The 14,374-nt window shown below is 54.6% G+C and carries 13 protein-coding genes; 11 read left to right on the top strand and 2 right to left on the bottom strand.

What is annotated here, in order from left to right; genetic code table 11:
• Positions 1-23: 23 nt before the first annotated feature.
• Positions 24-944, top strand: a complete 921-nt coding sequence (locus CTZ24_RS09945; protein WP_208725454.1) for a carbon-nitrogen hydrolase family protein — start codon at positions 24-26, stop codon at positions 942-944.
• Positions 945-1,033: 89 nt separating this feature from the next.
• On the opposite strand, the gene CTZ24_RS09940 is transcribed toward CTZ24_RS09945, so the two are convergent.
• On the bottom strand, positions 1,034-2,704 hold the full coding sequence (locus CTZ24_RS09940; RefSeq protein WP_208725453.1) for a DUF4091 domain-containing protein: 1,671 nt from the start codon (positions 2,702-2,704) through the stop codon (positions 1,034-1,036).
• A 453-nt stretch (positions 2,705-3,157) separates the two neighbouring features.
• Here CTZ24_RS09940 and CTZ24_RS09935 point away from each other — a divergent pair, with 453 nt between their 5' ends.
• The 7 genes from CTZ24_RS09935 to CTZ24_RS09905 all read left to right on the top strand — a co-directional run bounded on the left by CTZ24_RS09935 (position 3,158) and on the right by CTZ24_RS09905 (position 10,339).
• Positions 3,158-4,423, top strand: coding sequence for an ABC transporter substrate-binding protein (locus CTZ24_RS09935; protein ID WP_051337939.1), 1,266 nt, complete (start codon positions 3,158-3,160; stop codon positions 4,421-4,423).
• Between the two features lie 81 nt (positions 4,424-4,504).
• Entirely contained in the window at positions 4,505-5,440 is a 936-nt protein-coding gene (locus tag CTZ24_RS09930; protein ID WP_208725452.1) for a carbohydrate ABC transporter permease, read from the top strand.
• 98 nt (positions 5,441-5,538) lie between these two features.
• Positions 5,539-6,321, top strand: coding sequence for a carbohydrate ABC transporter permease (locus CTZ24_RS09925; RefSeq protein ID WP_208725539.1), 783 nt, complete (start codon positions 5,539-5,541; stop codon positions 6,319-6,321).
• A 23-nt stretch (positions 6,322-6,344) separates the two neighbouring features.
• A complete protein-coding gene (locus CTZ24_RS09920) occupies positions 6,345-7,469 on the top strand; it encodes an ABC transporter ATP-binding protein (protein ID WP_208725451.1) in 1,125 nt (374 codons plus the stop codon).
• 5 nt (positions 7,470-7,474) lie between these two features.
• Positions 7,475-8,392 (top strand): ROK family protein, encoded by a 918-nt coding sequence (locus tag CTZ24_RS09915; protein ID WP_208725450.1) that lies wholly within the window; start codon positions 7,475-7,477, stop codon positions 8,390-8,392.
• Positions 8,389-9,159, top strand: a complete 771-nt coding sequence (agaR, locus tag CTZ24_RS09910; RefSeq protein ID WP_021183270.1) for a transcriptional repressor AgaR — start codon at positions 8,389-8,391, stop codon at positions 9,157-9,159. Before CTZ24_RS09915 ends, agaR begins: the two co-directional genes overlap by 4 nt.
• 16 nt (positions 9,160-9,175) lie before the next feature.
• On the top strand, positions 9,176-10,339 hold the full coding sequence (locus tag CTZ24_RS09905) for a Gfo/Idh/MocA family protein (protein WP_208725449.1): 1,164 nt from the start codon (positions 9,176-9,178) through the stop codon (positions 10,337-10,339).
• Between the two features lie 33 nt (positions 10,340-10,372).
• On the opposite strand, the gene CTZ24_RS09900 is transcribed toward CTZ24_RS09905, so the two are convergent.
• Positions 10,373-11,179: a DeoR family transcriptional regulator gene (locus CTZ24_RS09900; protein ID WP_208725448.1), complete on the bottom strand. Its 807-nt coding sequence runs from the start codon at positions 11,177-11,179 to the stop codon at positions 10,373-10,375.
• 314 nt (positions 11,180-11,493) lie between these two features.
• Here CTZ24_RS09900 and kbaZ point away from each other — a divergent pair, with 314 nt between their 5' ends.
• The 3 genes from kbaZ to CTZ24_RS09885 all read left to right on the top strand — a co-directional run bounded on the left by kbaZ (position 11,494) and on the right by CTZ24_RS09885 (position 14,332).
• Positions 11,494-12,774 (top strand): tagatose-bisphosphate aldolase subunit KbaZ, encoded by a 1,281-nt coding sequence (kbaZ, locus tag CTZ24_RS09895; RefSeq protein ID WP_208725447.1) that lies wholly within the window; start codon positions 11,494-11,496, stop codon positions 12,772-12,774.
• Positions 12,775-12,786: 12 nt separating this feature from the next.
• Positions 12,787-13,914, top strand: coding sequence for an N-acetylglucosamine-6-phosphate deacetylase (gene nagA, locus CTZ24_RS09890; RefSeq protein ID WP_208725446.1), 1,128 nt, complete (start codon positions 12,787-12,789; stop codon positions 13,912-13,914).
• Positions 13,915-14,095: 181 nt separating this feature from the next.
• Positions 14,096-14,332 carry a hypothetical protein gene (locus CTZ24_RS09885; protein WP_021183275.1) on the top strand — a complete coding sequence of 79 codons (237 nt, stop codon included), beginning with the start codon at positions 14,096-14,098 and terminating at the stop codon, positions 14,330-14,332.
• The last annotated feature ends 42 nt before the right edge of the window (positions 14,333-14,374 follow it).

The following is a 14,374-nucleotide window of genomic DNA, read 5'->3' as shown; positions in this document are numbered from 1 at the left end:
TCCCCGCTCACAGGTAAATTGCCATGACATCCTCAACCGTGGCGGTGCTACAAATTGGCTCCGCACCTGAAGGTAAAGCGCAGACGTTAGAGAAGATTCTGTCTTATGAACAACAAATTACTGCCAGCCAGGCGCGCCTGGTGGTGATGCCCGAAGCCCTGCTTGGCGGCTATCCGAAAGGTGAAACCTTTGGCACCCAATTGGGCTATCGTCTGCCACAGGGACGTGAAACCTGGGCAGAATATTTTGCCAACGCCATTGATGTGCCGGGTAAAGAAACGGAGGCGCTGGCCGCACTGGCACACCGCACCCAGGCCGCACTGGTGATTGGTGTGATTGAACGTGAAGGCAGCACCCTGTATTGCAGCGCGTTATTTTTCGAACCGGAAAATGGTCTGGTGGCAAAACATCGCAAGCTGATGCCAACCGGAACCGAACGCCTGATTTGGGGCCAGGGCGATGGTTCTACGCTGCCGGTGGTGGATACTCAGGCCGGACGTATCGGTGCCGCCATCTGCTGGGAAAACCATATGCCGTTGCTGCGTACCGCCATGTATGCCAAAGGGGTAGAAATCTGGTGCGCGCCCACGGTAGATGAACGTGATGTATGGCAGGCATCAATGCGGCATATCGCCCACGAAGGTCGCTGTTTTGTGTTAAGCGCCTGCCAGTTGCAACCCTCGCCAGCCGAATTGGGTATAGAGATCCCCGGCTGGGACAGCCAGCGCCCGCTGATTCAGGGGGGAAGTGTGATTATCGGTCCACTTGGGGATGTGCTGGCAGGACCGTTGCGCGGCAGCGAAGGATTACTCACGGCCCAAATCGACACCGATGAACTGATTCGCGCCCGCTATGATTTTGACGTGGTCGGACATTATGCCCGCCCGGATGTGTTCTCGTTGGCGGTTGACCAAAAACCCAAAAAAACCGTCACTTTTCAATAAATCACCGTAGCGGCGCGATTTATCGCGCAGATTCTGTGCGCGATGCCGGAAAAAGATCGCGCGATAAATCTCGCCGCTACAATGGGGAATTATTCCATGTATGTGCCAATACGGCGGTTAACCTCGGCACGCAGATACAATAACTTCTGCGCATCGGCCGGCCACGCTTTGAAGGTAATACGCATCCCCATCACGTCATCAACCAACGCCTCAACGGCCGCACGACCTTGCAACGCTTCCAGACATTGCAGGGCGCGCAAGTCCTGCATCGCTTCCAGCAGCACCTTAAGGCGAATCGAAGGCAGCGGCGTGAAGTCTTTGCCGGGATAAACAAGGAATGGATCACCCGCCGGGAATGCCTGCAAACCATCGGTAACGGCAAAAGGATCGATTGCCTCACGCGACAATTCGCTGTTGTAGAAGTTAAAGCCCCAGTGCAGAAACCCTTCAATCCGGTATAGCCAAAGCTGCACCCCGAGGATACGGTTACGCAGCGACGGTTGCGCCATAAAACGGTTAGCCACATCGAGATACTGGGCGCAGCAATAATACGTCCACAGCCCTGGCACCTGATTTTCCAGGAATGGCTCCAGATGGTCAGAGGCGGTGACCGGTTTTTCCACCAGGCCAAGGCGATAAAAGTCATAATCGGACAAGGCATCCAGCGTACGGTAGCCGGGAATTAACGGCCGCAGCAGATCGCTGGCTTTACGGTAATTTTCCAGATGTTGATCGGTCGGTTCATCGGAAATATGGAACCACACCCGATCACGCAGACCCTGCTCATCAAACCACGCCGTCAGTTGTGGTAAGAAGGCGCTCAGGAATTGCCGCCACTGCTCACCAAAGGCATCGGTATGCCAGCCAAAACGTGGCTCACGGCTGCCATCCGGCAGTTGTACCGCAATATGCGGCGCATGCGCCGCTCCCCATTGGGTAAAAAAGTGGGCGATCTCAAAATCGCGGATGCCCTCGGTACGGCATAAATCTACCCAGCGAGCCAGCCGTTCAAAGCCAAAGCGATAGCCACCCTGCCCGTCATCAAAGACGTCAATCAGTTGCACCTCAGTACGTACCGTCCCTGGCGCGGTATCGAGCGGTGGCGTAAACAGCGGCGTCAACATCATATTGACGCCATGCGCCACGGCACTTTGCACAAATTTGCGCACCGCCTGCCAGTACTCCTCGCTGAACACCGTCAGTTGATAATAATTCGCCAGGCAATCGGTATGAATCCATTCGGTATGGTAAAGCTGTTGTGCAGGCAGAGTGGCAGGTAACACCGTCACCACCAGTGCCGCTTCACTCATCACGCTGTTCTCGGCTTCTTCATAGAAGCGCAGCGTTATTGTATGTTCGCCAGGCGGTAAACCTTCCGGCGGCGGTGTCAGGCACAGCCACAACGCGCCCTGATAATTGCAGGTGATTTGCATGGTCGGGCCGGTCAACGGCATCAGCAGATCGGGAAACAGACCTGGCTCCGTGGTCAGATAATGGTCATCCACGGTGTTGTAGCAGGGTAAATGTCCCGGCACAGACGTGACCTGATACACCTGCAACCACGGTGCTAACTCCCCTTCAACCGACCAATGCAAGGTGCGTCGCGTTTTGCGCTCGGTGGAAGGTAGAAAATATTGCGCCTGAAATGAGAGTGTCTCATTGGCGAGAATGCTGGTTGTTGCCAGTTGCTTTACGTCGGCAATTGTTTTTTGGTGAAACATTTTTTCCAGCGACGAAGTCAGCCGCAGATGTAACGTCATGGTTCATCCCTTACAGTGTCAGAAATTTTGCAATTTAATAACACGCAAACAGACAAGAAAAAATAGAAAAAAAAGGTAATAAGAAAATAAGATGACGCAGCTCGCAAAACATAATATTTTCCTGCCAATAGCGAAAGCAGCGCGAAAATAAAGGCGTCAGCCTGGTTTTAATTACAATTATCAACCTCCGGTAAAACCTCTTAACAGCGTCAAAAAAAAGCCTTGCTAATTAGATCATTAGCCCTCGCCAGGCCTTTCGATTCGTTCTTTCTGTTACGAAAACAGTGCTGTAAACCCGCAAAAAACCTTTCGATTTCGAAAGATCGAAAGGAAAATCATGGGTTGTGCTTACACTTTTTCGTTGTTGACAGCCAGATTACGGATGGTTTACAAAATCATTTATCCACACCGGGTCTTTCCAGAGAAATACTTCTTATTGATGAGGGTTGTGTCATGCTGTCTGCTAAAAACAATAAGTCTCACGCCAGACCAGTAATTTCCGGAATTGCATTAGCTGTCGCACTTTTAATTCCTGCACTCAGCCACGCCGCAGATAAAATAACCTTACGTTATGCAATATGGGATCGTAATCAACTTCCTGCGGAAGAAAAAATTGCGCAATCATTTGAGAAGGCCAACCCGGATATCAATATTGATATTGAAGTGGTGCCTGCATCTCAGTATTTCGTCAAACTGGACTCTGCCGTCGCAGGGGGCGTCGCACCGGACATCTTTTGGGTCAACATGCCCTACTTTATTCAGTATGCGCAGAACCACGTCCTGGCCCCACTGAACGGCTACCTGAACGATAAATCAGTCGATCTTAACAACATCGTTGCCAGTTCGGTGAAGGCCTATCAGTTTGACGGCAACCAACTGGCGATTCCGCGTGATGTGGATGCCATCGCTGTCTGGTACAACAAAAAACTGTTTGATCAGGCTGGCGTCAGTTATCCGAAAAAAGGCTGGACCTGGGATGATCTGAAAACCACCGCCACCGCGCTGAAAGCCAAACTGAAGGGCGATGCTTTCCCGCTGTATATGGACCTGAGCAATGACGGTCAGGAAAGCTACCTGAACCTGCTGTATCAGAAAGGCGTCCATATTGTTCCGACCAATGGCCAACCGACGGATATCGCCAGCGATAACGCCATTTGGGTTTACCAACAGTTGCAGCAAATGATGAAAGGCGGCTTGCTGCCGACTGCCAACCAGATGAGCGAGCTGAAAACCGACTCGGTGTTTACCTCCAACCGCGCGGCAATGGTGTACGCCGGTTCCTGGCAGGCGGCCCCGTTCGCCAGCAACCCACAGATTAATGATCATATCGGCGTGATCGAAATGCCACGCATCGATAAAGAAGCGGGTGTTGCGCACAGCCTCGGCTTCGCCCTGTATGCCAACGGCAAGCATAAAGATGCCGCCTGGCGTTATGTCTCCTTTATGGCGCAGAAATCCTCACAGGAGGAACTGGCCGCCGCGGTGATCCCCGCCAACAAACAGGCGATGCCTGCCTGGGCCGCCAATATTAAGCAGGTCGATGTTACTGCCTATCTCACTGCGCTGGACCACGCCACCGCTTACCCGACGGCAGGCACCAATACACCGAAGTGGCAAAACATGTGGATCAGCAGCCTGAAGAAAATCTTTATGGGTGCGGATGCCAAAGAAGAGATGGATAAATCGGTGAAGAAAATTAGCCGGGTGATGGAAAAGTAAGACGCAATCCGTAACGGTGCGATTTATCGCGCCGTTACGACAACCTGCGCGTTAAATCGCGCCGCTACCGAGCCGATAAAGATGGAAAATATCTCTCCCGTCACCGTAAATCTTCCTGCGGTTAAAACGGTAAAAAATGTCAGTAGTCTGGAACGAGCCGAGCGTTTCTGGGGCTGGATAATGATCGCTCCGCTGGTTATCGGCCTGCTGGTATTTTATTTCATCCCTTTTCTCCAGACGCTATTTTACAGCTTTACCGACCTCAACCAGTTTATGAACTGGACTGAAGTCAGTCTGGATAATTATCGTGATCTGTTCAGCGATGATGATTTTTATACTGCTGCCTTCAATACCCTGTTCTATGTGGTGGTGTGCGTGCCCGTCAGTCTGGCGCTCTCGCTGCTGCTGGCGATTGGCCTGAATCAACCCATTCGCGGCAAGACGCTGTTCCGCACCCTGCTGTTTCTGCCCGCCATCACCATGCCTGCGGCGGTGGCGATGGTGTGGCAATGGTTGTTCAACGGTGATTTTGGTCTGGTGAATCACCTGCTGGGATTTATTGGCCTGCCCTCAGTTGACTGGCTGTCCGACCCCAAAGTGGTTCATCTTAGCGTGTCGATTATTATCATCTGGTCATCACTGGCGCTAAAAATCATTATCCTGCTGGCCGGTTTACAGAATATTCCCCGTCAGGTCTATGAAGCCGCCGATATTGATGGCATTGGCACCTTACGCCGCTTCTTCTTTATTACGCTGCCGCTGATGCTACCCACGCTGTTTTTCGTCTCGATTATGAGTTTTATCGAAGTGCTGCAAATCTTCGACGTCATCTTTCTCATGTTCGACCGCTCGATGATTGAAAGCGATGCCATGACCGTGACCTTCCTGTTCTACAAATACGCGTTTTATTTACAGGAAAAAGGCTATGCCTCAGCGATTGCCGTGGTGCTGTTTGTCGTGACCCTGGTGATTAGCCTGGTTCAGATGTTTATTGGCAAAAAAATTAAAGTGACCTGAGGAAGCCAGTCATGAGCACGTTACCCCAATCCGAAGAACTGGCGTGGTTCCGCCGTCAACATCAGGAAAAATTGCGCCGCCTGACCGTCTATGCCCTGATGACGCTCGCCAGCCTGATTTCGCTGGTACCCTTTATCTGGATGCTGCTGACCTCACTGAAAACGCAGCCGGAAAGCATTCAGATTCCTATGGCGATCCTGCCTGCACATCCCTCGATGCAGGCTTATCACCGCATTTTGACCGAGATTCCGTTCACCACCTTTTATATCAACTCGTTTCTCTACACCTTCTTTACCGTCACGCTGCAAATGTTGATTGCTGCTATGGCCGCCTACGGCTTTTCGCGCCTGACCTTTCGCGGGCGCGATACGGTGTTTATGTTGTGCGTCTCGATTCTGATGGTGCCAGCACAATCCTTTCTGATCCCACAGTTTCTGATTGTGCAAAAGCTCGGCCTGGTGAACACCCTGAGCGGTCTGATCCTGCCTGGCATTTTCAGTATCTACGCCACCTTTCTGCTGCGGCAGTTCTTCCTTGGCGTACCGCGCGAGCTGGAAGAGGCAGCGTTACTTGACGGCTACAACCACTTCACCATTTTCTGGCGCATTTTGTTGCCGTTGATTCGTCCGGGTTTGATTGCCTGCACCATCATCAATGGTCTGTGGGCGTGGAATAACCTGATGTGGCCACTGATCGTCAATACCAGCGTCAATAAACTCACGTTACCCGTTGGCCTGGCGTCCCTTGCCAGCCGTGCCGGTGTGCCCTATCCGATGTTGATGGCAGGTGCACTGATGGCGGTATTACCGATGTTGATTTTATTCATCTTTTTCCAACGCTATTTCATCCAGGGCATTGCCAGCGCCGGTGTGAAAGGCTAATTCACCACTCAGAGGAAGCAGCTATGTCTGGTATTCAATTACATGATGTGAAGAAAATTTATCCCAACGGCTTCCAGGCGCTGCACGGTATTGAGCTGTCGATTCAGGAAGGCGAATTTATGGTGTTTGTCGGGCCATCAGGCTGCGCCAAATCGACGCTGCTGCGCATGATTGCCGGACTGGAAAGCGTCAGCGAAGGCGAGATCGTGATCCAGAACCGGTGCGTAAATCAGGTATTACCCAAGGACCGCGAAGTGGCGATGGTGTTCCAGAACTACGCGCTCTACCCCCATATGACGGTGTACAAAAATATGGCGTTTAGCCTGCAAGGCAAAATGCCGCGTGATGAGATCGATCGCCGGGTGCGTGAAGCGGCAGAAAATCTGGAGATCAGTCACCTGCTGGAGCGTAAACCGGGCCAGTTATCTGGCGGCCAGTGCCAACGTGTCGCGCTGGGCCGCGCCATCGTACGCCGCCCCCGCGTGTTTTTATTTGATGAACCGCTTTCCAACCTCGATGCCAAACTGCGCGTCTCGATGCGCCTGCAACTGATCAATCTGCATCAGCAACTGAAAGCGGAAGGACTTCCCTCTACCATGATTTACGTCACGCACGATCAGGTGGAAGCGATGACGATGGGCGACCGTATCTGCGTCCTGGATCGCGGGGTGATTCAGCAGGTTGATAAGCCGGTGACCCTCTATCATCAGCCAGCAAACAAATTCGTGGCCGCGTTTATCGGCAGCCCGGCTATGAACCTGCATGATGTAACTATTATGCGTAACGCGGATGCGTTAACGCTCTCCTTTGGCGATGCCGGACATTTACCGCTGCCAGCCAGCGTCGCCGAGCGTCTTAACGACTATAACGAGGAACAGATTTGCCTCGGTATTCGCCCGGAACATGTGGCAATCACCACGGCAGATGCCCCCGCCGCGCTGCCCGCAACGGTGCAGACGCTGGAACATATGGGGAATGAGGAGATCGTTCATTGCGATGTCGCAGGTCGTCACTTTGTCGCGCGCTTCCCCTCCTCGCCCGGCTGGTCGCTGCAACCCGGTGAGCGTATCGGCCTGCACCTGGCGCTGGAGCACGCGCATTTGTTTGATATCAATCACGGGCGCGTACTCCGCCCGATGGCGAGATAACACCGATGCGCTACGGCTTTGATATCGGCGGCACCAAAATTGAAATCGCCGCCTTTGATGACAGCATGCAACCGCTGTTTCGCCAACGGGTGCCGACCCCTGGTGAGGATTACTCCGCCTTTCTGCATTGCCTGGTGAAGCTCACACAGGAGGCGGATCAGCAATTTGGAGGAAAAGGGAAAGTGGGGATCGGTTTGCCGGGTATCACTGACCCGCATACCCGGCAGCAACTGGCGGCCAACGTTCCCTGTCTGACCGGACGCAACCTGAAACGCGATATCGAGACGCTGCTCAACCGCCCAGTGGCAATCGCCAATGACTGCCACTGCTTTGCCCTGTCAGAGGCGCATTCGCCGCAGACGCAGGATTATTCGGTGGTGTTTGGCGCGATTATTGGCACCGGCGCCGGTGGCGGTCTGGTGGTGGATAAGCAGTTGTTCCGCGGTAAACACGGCCTGGCCGGTGAGTGGGGGCATTTGCCGGTGCCCGCGCAGTTGTTCCGACGTTACGCACTGCCCTCGTTCAGTTGCAACTGCGGCCTGACCGATTGTTACGAGCGCTATGTCTCCGGTCGCGGCCTGCTGGCGCTGAGTCAGCACTTTGGTCATCCGGCCAGCAACCTGCCGGAACTGATGCACAGCTATCGTGACAGCGATGCGTTGGCACAGCAGATATTCCATCGCTTTATCGCCGTGCTTGCCAGTGCGTTGGCGGGGTTACAAATGCTGCTGGATATTGACGCCTTTGTGCTGGGCGGCGGTTTGTCGAATATTCCTGAAATCTACCCGTTGCTGCCGGAAGCGATGCGCGAAAATTTATTTGCCATCTGTCCTCCGGCGGCGATTCTGGCCCCGGTTTTTGGTGACAGCAGCGGCGTACGCGGTGCTGCCCTCCTCAACGATGCTGAAAGAGAGTCCCTATGATCAATACCGAGCAACGTCGTGAATCGATTATTGAGCAGTTGAGGCGCGAAGGTGTGGTACGGGTGGAAGATCTCAGCGCCCTGTACAACGTCAGTTCCGTCACCATCCGCAATGATTTGCGCTGGCTGGAGAAAAGTGGCTGCGCCATTCGCGGCTATGGCGGCGCGCAGCTCAATCGCCAGTTTGTCTTTGATCGCCCGCTGGAAGACAAAGGCAAAATCAATCGCGACGTCAAATTCGCTATCGCTAAAGCCGCCGCCGCCCTGATCAACGACGGAGAGGCGGTGATTATCGATTCCGGCTCCACCACCAGTCTGATGACCAAGCATCTGGAGAGCAAAAAGGAGCTGGTAGTGATGACCAATGCCATCAACATCGCTTATGAACTGGCCAGCCGCGAGAACATCCATCTGATGGTGCTGGGTGGTAACGTGCGCAGCGCCTCATGGTCAATTGATGGTCCCACCGCCGAGCAACATATCCGTCAGTACCGTTTCGACAAACTGTTTCTCGGTGTCGATGGCTTTGACCTCGCCGCCGGAATCACCACGCCACAGTTGGGCGAAGCGCAGATTAACCGGGCGATGTGCGATGTCTCGCGTGAAATCATCGCCGTAGCCGACTCCAGCAAGTTTGGCCGTACCAGTTTCTGTCTGATCCGCGAAGTGGAACGCATTCACCGGCTGGTCACTGACAGCGCCATATCCGAACAATACGTGCGCGCCCTGGAGAAAATGGGCGTCGACATCATTATCGCCGATCGCTAAAACGCGGGAGAACGTCATGAAAGTGGGCATTATTGGATTAGGATTTCGTCTCGGCTACCTCGGGCATGTGTTCAGCAGCCTGTCGCCAGACTTCACCATCGTCGGCTATGTCGACCCGGCTCCTGCCGGGCTGGCAACGCTGCAACAACATGGTATTGATGCCGGTGTTGCTTATGACACACCCGAAGCCTTGCTGGCGGCGCAACAGCTTGACCTGCTGATGATTGGCTCCCCCAACCATCTGCATCTTGAGCATATCCGTATCGGGCTGGCGGCAGGTGTGAAGGTGTTCTGCGAAAAACCGGTGGTCGCCAGCATGGAGCAAAGCTTCCAACTGGCGGAGCTGCTGGCCCGGTATGGTCAGGAGCAGTTGTTGATCGGCCTGGTGCTGCGCTATGCCCCCATGTATCGCGATGTGATGCAGGCCCGTCAGTCAGGGGCGTTAGGCAATATCGTCTCGGTGGAAGCGTCGGAACATATCTATCCATACCACGGCGCGTTTTTTATGCGTGACTGGCGACGCTACTCGCGCTACTCCGGCAGTTTTATGCTGGAGAAATGCTGCCACGACCTCGATCTGTACAACAGCCTGATCGGTTCGCGCCCGATGCGCGTCGCCAGCTTCGGTGGTCGCCGCAACTTTGTGCCGGAAAACGATCCGCGTCAGCAAGGGGTGGACGATATGGCGCTGTTTCATCAAAAACCCTCGGGTTGGCTGGGTGATGACAAGGTGTTCGACAGCGATGGTGACATTGTCGACCACCAGGTTGCGATTGTGGAATACGCCAACGGCGTCGCGCTGAATTTCCACACCAATCTCAACGCGCCGGACCAGTTCCGCCGCTTCTGTATCATGGGTTCACGCGGTCAGGCTGAGGGCGATTTTATTCGCGGCTTCCTGTGGGTGCACGATGTGATGAGCGGCAAGAAAACCGTCGACAACACCTATGCCACCCGCACCGCATTGTCGCAACATTATGGGGCCGATGAACAGATGGCGCAGGAAGTGATGGATCATGTGCTGCGGGGCGGCCCGCTGCCGGTGTCGCCGCAGGATGCGATCGAAGCGGGGATTCTGGCACTGGCGATGGATGAAGCACGCGAACAGCGTAAGTTGGTGGACCTGGCACCGGTGTGGGAAAAACTCGATCGTTTGCTGACTGCACCGCAGCCAGCCTGAGTCGTGACGCGGGCAGATCCATGCCCGCGCCATTTACTGGCTGACCAGCACTACATCAATCCCCGCTTTGCGCAGCCCTTCGAGGCTGTTTTGCGGAATGCTGTCGTCAGTGATGATCATGTGGATGCGTTGGGTATCAATGATTTTGTGCAGGCTGGAGCGGTTAAATTTGCTGGAATCCGTCACCACGATGATGCGTTCTGCCACTTCACACATGCGGCGGTTCAGACGCGCTTCGTCTTCATTGTGGGTACTGATGCCGCGCTCCAGGTCGATGGCATCCACGCCAAGGAACAGCAGATCAAAATGGTAATTCTGCAACGATTGATCGGCCTGGTCGCCATAGAAGGACAGCGACTGGCGACGCAAATGGCCGCCGGTCATCAGCACCTCGACCCCTTCCGCTTCAACCAGCGCATTGGCGACGTTCATACCATTGGTCATGGCGATCACATCCTGATGCTGACGCATATGACGCGCAATCTCGAAGGTGGTGGTGCCGGAATCGAGGATCACCCGGTGGCCCGGTTTAATCAGCTCAGCGGCAACGCTGGCGATGCTGCGTTTCGCCGACACATTAAGCGCACTTTTATCTTTGACCGAAGGTTCCGCCGCCGTGCCGTTATCGCAGATCAGCGCACCGCCATACACCCGCACCGCGATGCCCTGCTTCTCCAGAAACGCCAGATCGTTACGGATGGTCACGGTCGAAACACCGTATAGGGTGGCGAGGTCATTCACCTGCACACTGCCATGCTGGCGTAATTTCTGAATGATCTGCTCGCGACGCTCGCTGGTGGCCGCCACGCTTTTTTCCATTGGGTTATCGGAATGCTGCATTGAGTTTACCTGCCAGTTTGGTCTTTTAAGACTGGTAGCGGCGCGATTTATCGCGCCGCTATGGATTGTGCCATTAGTTAATCCAGTCTTTCGTTTTATTTCGATTGCGCTATTAACACCTTTCTTTCGGTGAAATGCAACCTCTGTCAGCGCAACAGTAAGCCACAACAACCTACACACCTTGCGTTATCTTTTCCTTGCCTTTCTGTTACGACCTCTGATAGCTTTCATTTTGTTTTCATAAGTCGCTACCCGGCACATAACGAAAGATTATGAAAGGTGAATGGGTGGCATCTGACCCTGTGGAGCCTAAAGTGAAACTATTAACTGAAATCATCGAACGTCATCGCCAGGGTGAGCAGAACGGAATCTTCTCCGTCTGTTCCGCCCATCCGTTAGTACTGGAAGCGGCGCTGTGCTTTGCCCGTGACCATCAGCAACCGCTTCTGGTTGAAGCCACCTCCAATCAGGTCGATCAGACCGGCGGTTACACCGGGATGACCCCCGCTGACTTTCGAGATTTTCTCTGGCAACTGGCGGATAGCTGCCAGTTCCCGCGTGAGCAGCTGATTCTGGGTGGGGATCATCTCGGCCCGAATCGCTGGCAAAAACAGCCTGCCGAGGTTGCGATGCAGCACGCGGAGGTGTTGATTGCGCATTATGTGCAGGCGGGGTTCAAGAAGATCCACCTGGATTGCAGCATGTCCTGCGCTGATGATCCGGTGCCGCTGACCGATGCAATCGTGGCACAGCGCGCCGCCCGCCTGGCGGCGATTGCCGAAGCCACCTGCCAGCAGCACTTTGGTTGCCGCGACCTGGTGTATGTAATTGGCACTGAAGTCCCGGTACCCGGCGGCGCGCACGAAACATTGACCGAATTAGCCGTCACCACCCCGGAAGCGGCACAGGCGACGCTGATGGCGCACCATCAGGCATTTGAGCAGCACGGGTTGTCAGCACTCTGGCCGCGTATCATCGGCCTGGTGGTACAGCCTGGCGTCGAGTTTGACCATACCCATATCATTGATTATCAGCCACAAAAAGCCCAACAGTTGTGCCAGTGGGCGGAAAGCGCCGGACGCCCGTTGTTTGAAGCCCACTCCACCGATTATCAAACCCCGCAAGCCTTGCGGCAGTTGGTGATCGACCATTTCGCCATCCTTAAAGTCGGGCCTGCACTGACGTTTGCCCTGCGGGAAGCGCTGTTTGCCCTGGCGGGTATTGAAGAAGAACTACTGAGCGCTAAAGCCTGCTCTCACCTGCGCACTGTTCTGGATGGCGTGATGCTCGACAAACCGGACTACTGGCATAGCCATTATCACGGCGACAGTGCCACCCGCCGTCTGGCTCGTGGCTTCAGCTATTCAGACCGCGTGCGTTATTACTGGCCAGATGCGCAGATTGCCGAGGCGTTTAAGGTGCTGATCCGCAATCTGGCCGATACCGCGCTACCGTTACCGCTGATCAGCCAATATCTGCCGTTACAGTATGGCAAGGTGCGCCAGGGCCAGTTGGCGGCATCGCCCCATGCCCTGCTGATCGACCATATCCAGGATGTGTTGCAGCAGTATCACCAGGCCTGTCAGCCAGCATAAGGAGATCCACTGATGGAACAGATCATTCGCGCGCGGCGGTTGCTGTGTGAAGGTGGCTGGCGCGACGATCAGCAACTCCATATCGTTGATGGCATCATCACCGTCATTCAGCCGATTGCCGTGGGCGATAGCCGACGCGATGTCGAGCTGTTAAGTCCGGCGTATATCGATACCCACGTTCACGGCGGCGCGGGCGTCGATGTGATGGATGACGATCCGGCGGTGCTCACCACCCTGGCACGACACAAAGCGTGTGAAGGTGTGGGGGCATGGCTGGCGACGACGGTCACCGCCCCGCTGGCGGAAATTGACGCGGCGTTACGACGGATTGCCGTTTACCGGCATGATCCCCGGGGTGCACAGTTACTTGGCAGCTACCTCGAGGGGCCGTGGTTTACGCCCGAAAACCGTGGCGCGCATCTGCCTGAGTGGTTTCGCGAGCTGGCGGTGGCCGAAATTGATCAGTTGATCGAGGCCGCGCAAGGCACGCTGCGTATGGTGGCGCTGGCACCGGAAAAACCTGATGCACTGACGGCGATTCGCCACCTGAAAGCGCGGGGTATTCGCGTGATGCTGGGCCACAGTGCCGCCAGTTACGCTCAGACGCAGTCGGCGCTGGATGCCGGTGCCGATGGGCTGGTGCACTGCTTCAACGGTATGAGTGGTTTACACCATCGCGAACCTGGTATGGTCGGAGCCGGGTTGAGTGATTCCCGCGCCTGGCTGGAGTTGATTGCGGATGGTCATCATGTCCATCCGGCGGTAATGCGTGTCACCTGCCAGTGCGCCGCGCACCGCATCATCCTGATAACCGATGCCATGCGCGCCGCGGGCATGCCCGATGGGTTATACGCCATCTGCGGCCACAACGTGGAGATGCGTGCAGGCGTGGTGCGCAGCGCAGCGGGCGGTCTGGCGGGGAGTACACTGGCGCTGGATGCGGCGGTGCGCAATATGGTGAGCTATGGCGGCGTCAGTAGCGAACAGGCGATTCACATGGCAAGCCTGTATCCGGCACGTCTGCTGGGCCTGTCTCACCAGTTGGGCACCCTCGCGCCTGGAAAACAGGCCAATATTCTGGCGCTGGATAATCAATTGATTCCACAGCAGCTCTGGGTAAAAGGCGTTGCGGTTGCCTGACTGAATACGGCAAGGCGGGATAAATCACGCCGCGACATAACACTTTGTAGCGGCGCGATTTATCGCGAAAATATTTATTGAAGTTTGGGACGATGATATTGATAGTTAATTTTTACCTGCAATCTACGGGCACTTGAAATAAAATAGCCTTCCGCTTTGACTGACAGAATTAATGAAATCCATGACCATGCATAACATGCTAACCCTCGCCGTTGCTGCTTTTTGTTCACTGTTGCTGACCAATGGTATTGCCGCGTTCCGTACCATCGTCAACGCCACGCACGAAGAGAAGCGTGAAAAAATTCAGGTGGGTCATATGCATATGACCATGCGCCGATATATGACGGGTGAAGGCATCGGCTATATTCTGACGTCGGCAGTCACTATTATGAGTTGGTTATTGTTCATTACCCGTTAATCAATACGAAATTATTATGGTGATATTGTTATCGCCAGGTTA

This window comes from Pantoea phytobeneficialis, from assembly GCF_009728735.1.
GTDB classification, from domain to species: Bacteria; Pseudomonadota; Gammaproteobacteria; order Enterobacterales; family Enterobacteriaceae; genus Pantoea; species Pantoea phytobeneficialis.
The sequence above is the reverse complement of the archived record's forward strand: the minus strand, read 5'-3'. Positions and strand labels throughout refer to the sequence as shown.

What these genes read in the sequence shown, in the direction of transcription:
- CTZ24_RS09945 (WP_208725454.1), top strand. Translation starts at nt 24, where the DNA reads ATGACATCCTCAACCGTGGCGGTGCTACAAATTGGCTCCGCACCTGAA.
- CTZ24_RS09940 (WP_208725453.1), bottom strand. Translation starts at nt 2,704, where the DNA reads ATGACGTTACATCTGCGGCTGACTTCGTCGCTGGAAAAAATGTTTCAC.
- CTZ24_RS09935 (WP_051337939.1), top strand. Translation starts at nt 3,158, where the DNA reads ATGCTGTCTGCTAAAAACAATAAGTCTCACGCCAGACCAGTAATTTCC.
- CTZ24_RS09930 (WP_208725452.1), top strand. Translation starts at nt 4,505, where the DNA reads ATGGAAAATATCTCTCCCGTCACCGTAAATCTTCCTGCGGTTAAAACG.
- CTZ24_RS09925 (WP_208725539.1), top strand. Translation starts at nt 5,539, where the DNA reads ATGACGCTCGCCAGCCTGATTTCGCTGGTACCCTTTATCTGGATGCTG.
- CTZ24_RS09920 (WP_208725451.1), top strand. Translation starts at nt 6,345, where the DNA reads ATGTCTGGTATTCAATTACATGATGTGAAGAAAATTTATCCCAACGGC.
- CTZ24_RS09915 (WP_208725450.1), top strand. Translation starts at nt 7,475, where the DNA reads ATGCGCTACGGCTTTGATATCGGCGGCACCAAAATTGAAATCGCCGCC.
- agaR (WP_021183270.1), top strand. Translation starts at nt 8,389, where the DNA reads ATGATCAATACCGAGCAACGTCGTGAATCGATTATTGAGCAGTTGAGG.
- CTZ24_RS09905 (WP_208725449.1), top strand. Translation starts at nt 9,176, where the DNA reads ATGAAAGTGGGCATTATTGGATTAGGATTTCGTCTCGGCTACCTCGGG.
- CTZ24_RS09900 (WP_208725448.1), bottom strand. Translation starts at nt 11,179, where the DNA reads ATGCAGCATTCCGATAACCCAATGGAAAAAAGCGTGGCGGCCACCAGC.
- nagA (WP_208725446.1), top strand. Translation starts at nt 12,787, where the DNA reads ATGGAACAGATCATTCGCGCGCGGCGGTTGCTGTGTGAAGGTGGCTGG.
- CTZ24_RS09885 (WP_021183275.1), top strand. Translation starts at nt 14,096, where the DNA reads ATGACCATGCATAACATGCTAACCCTCGCCGTTGCTGCTTTTTGTTCA.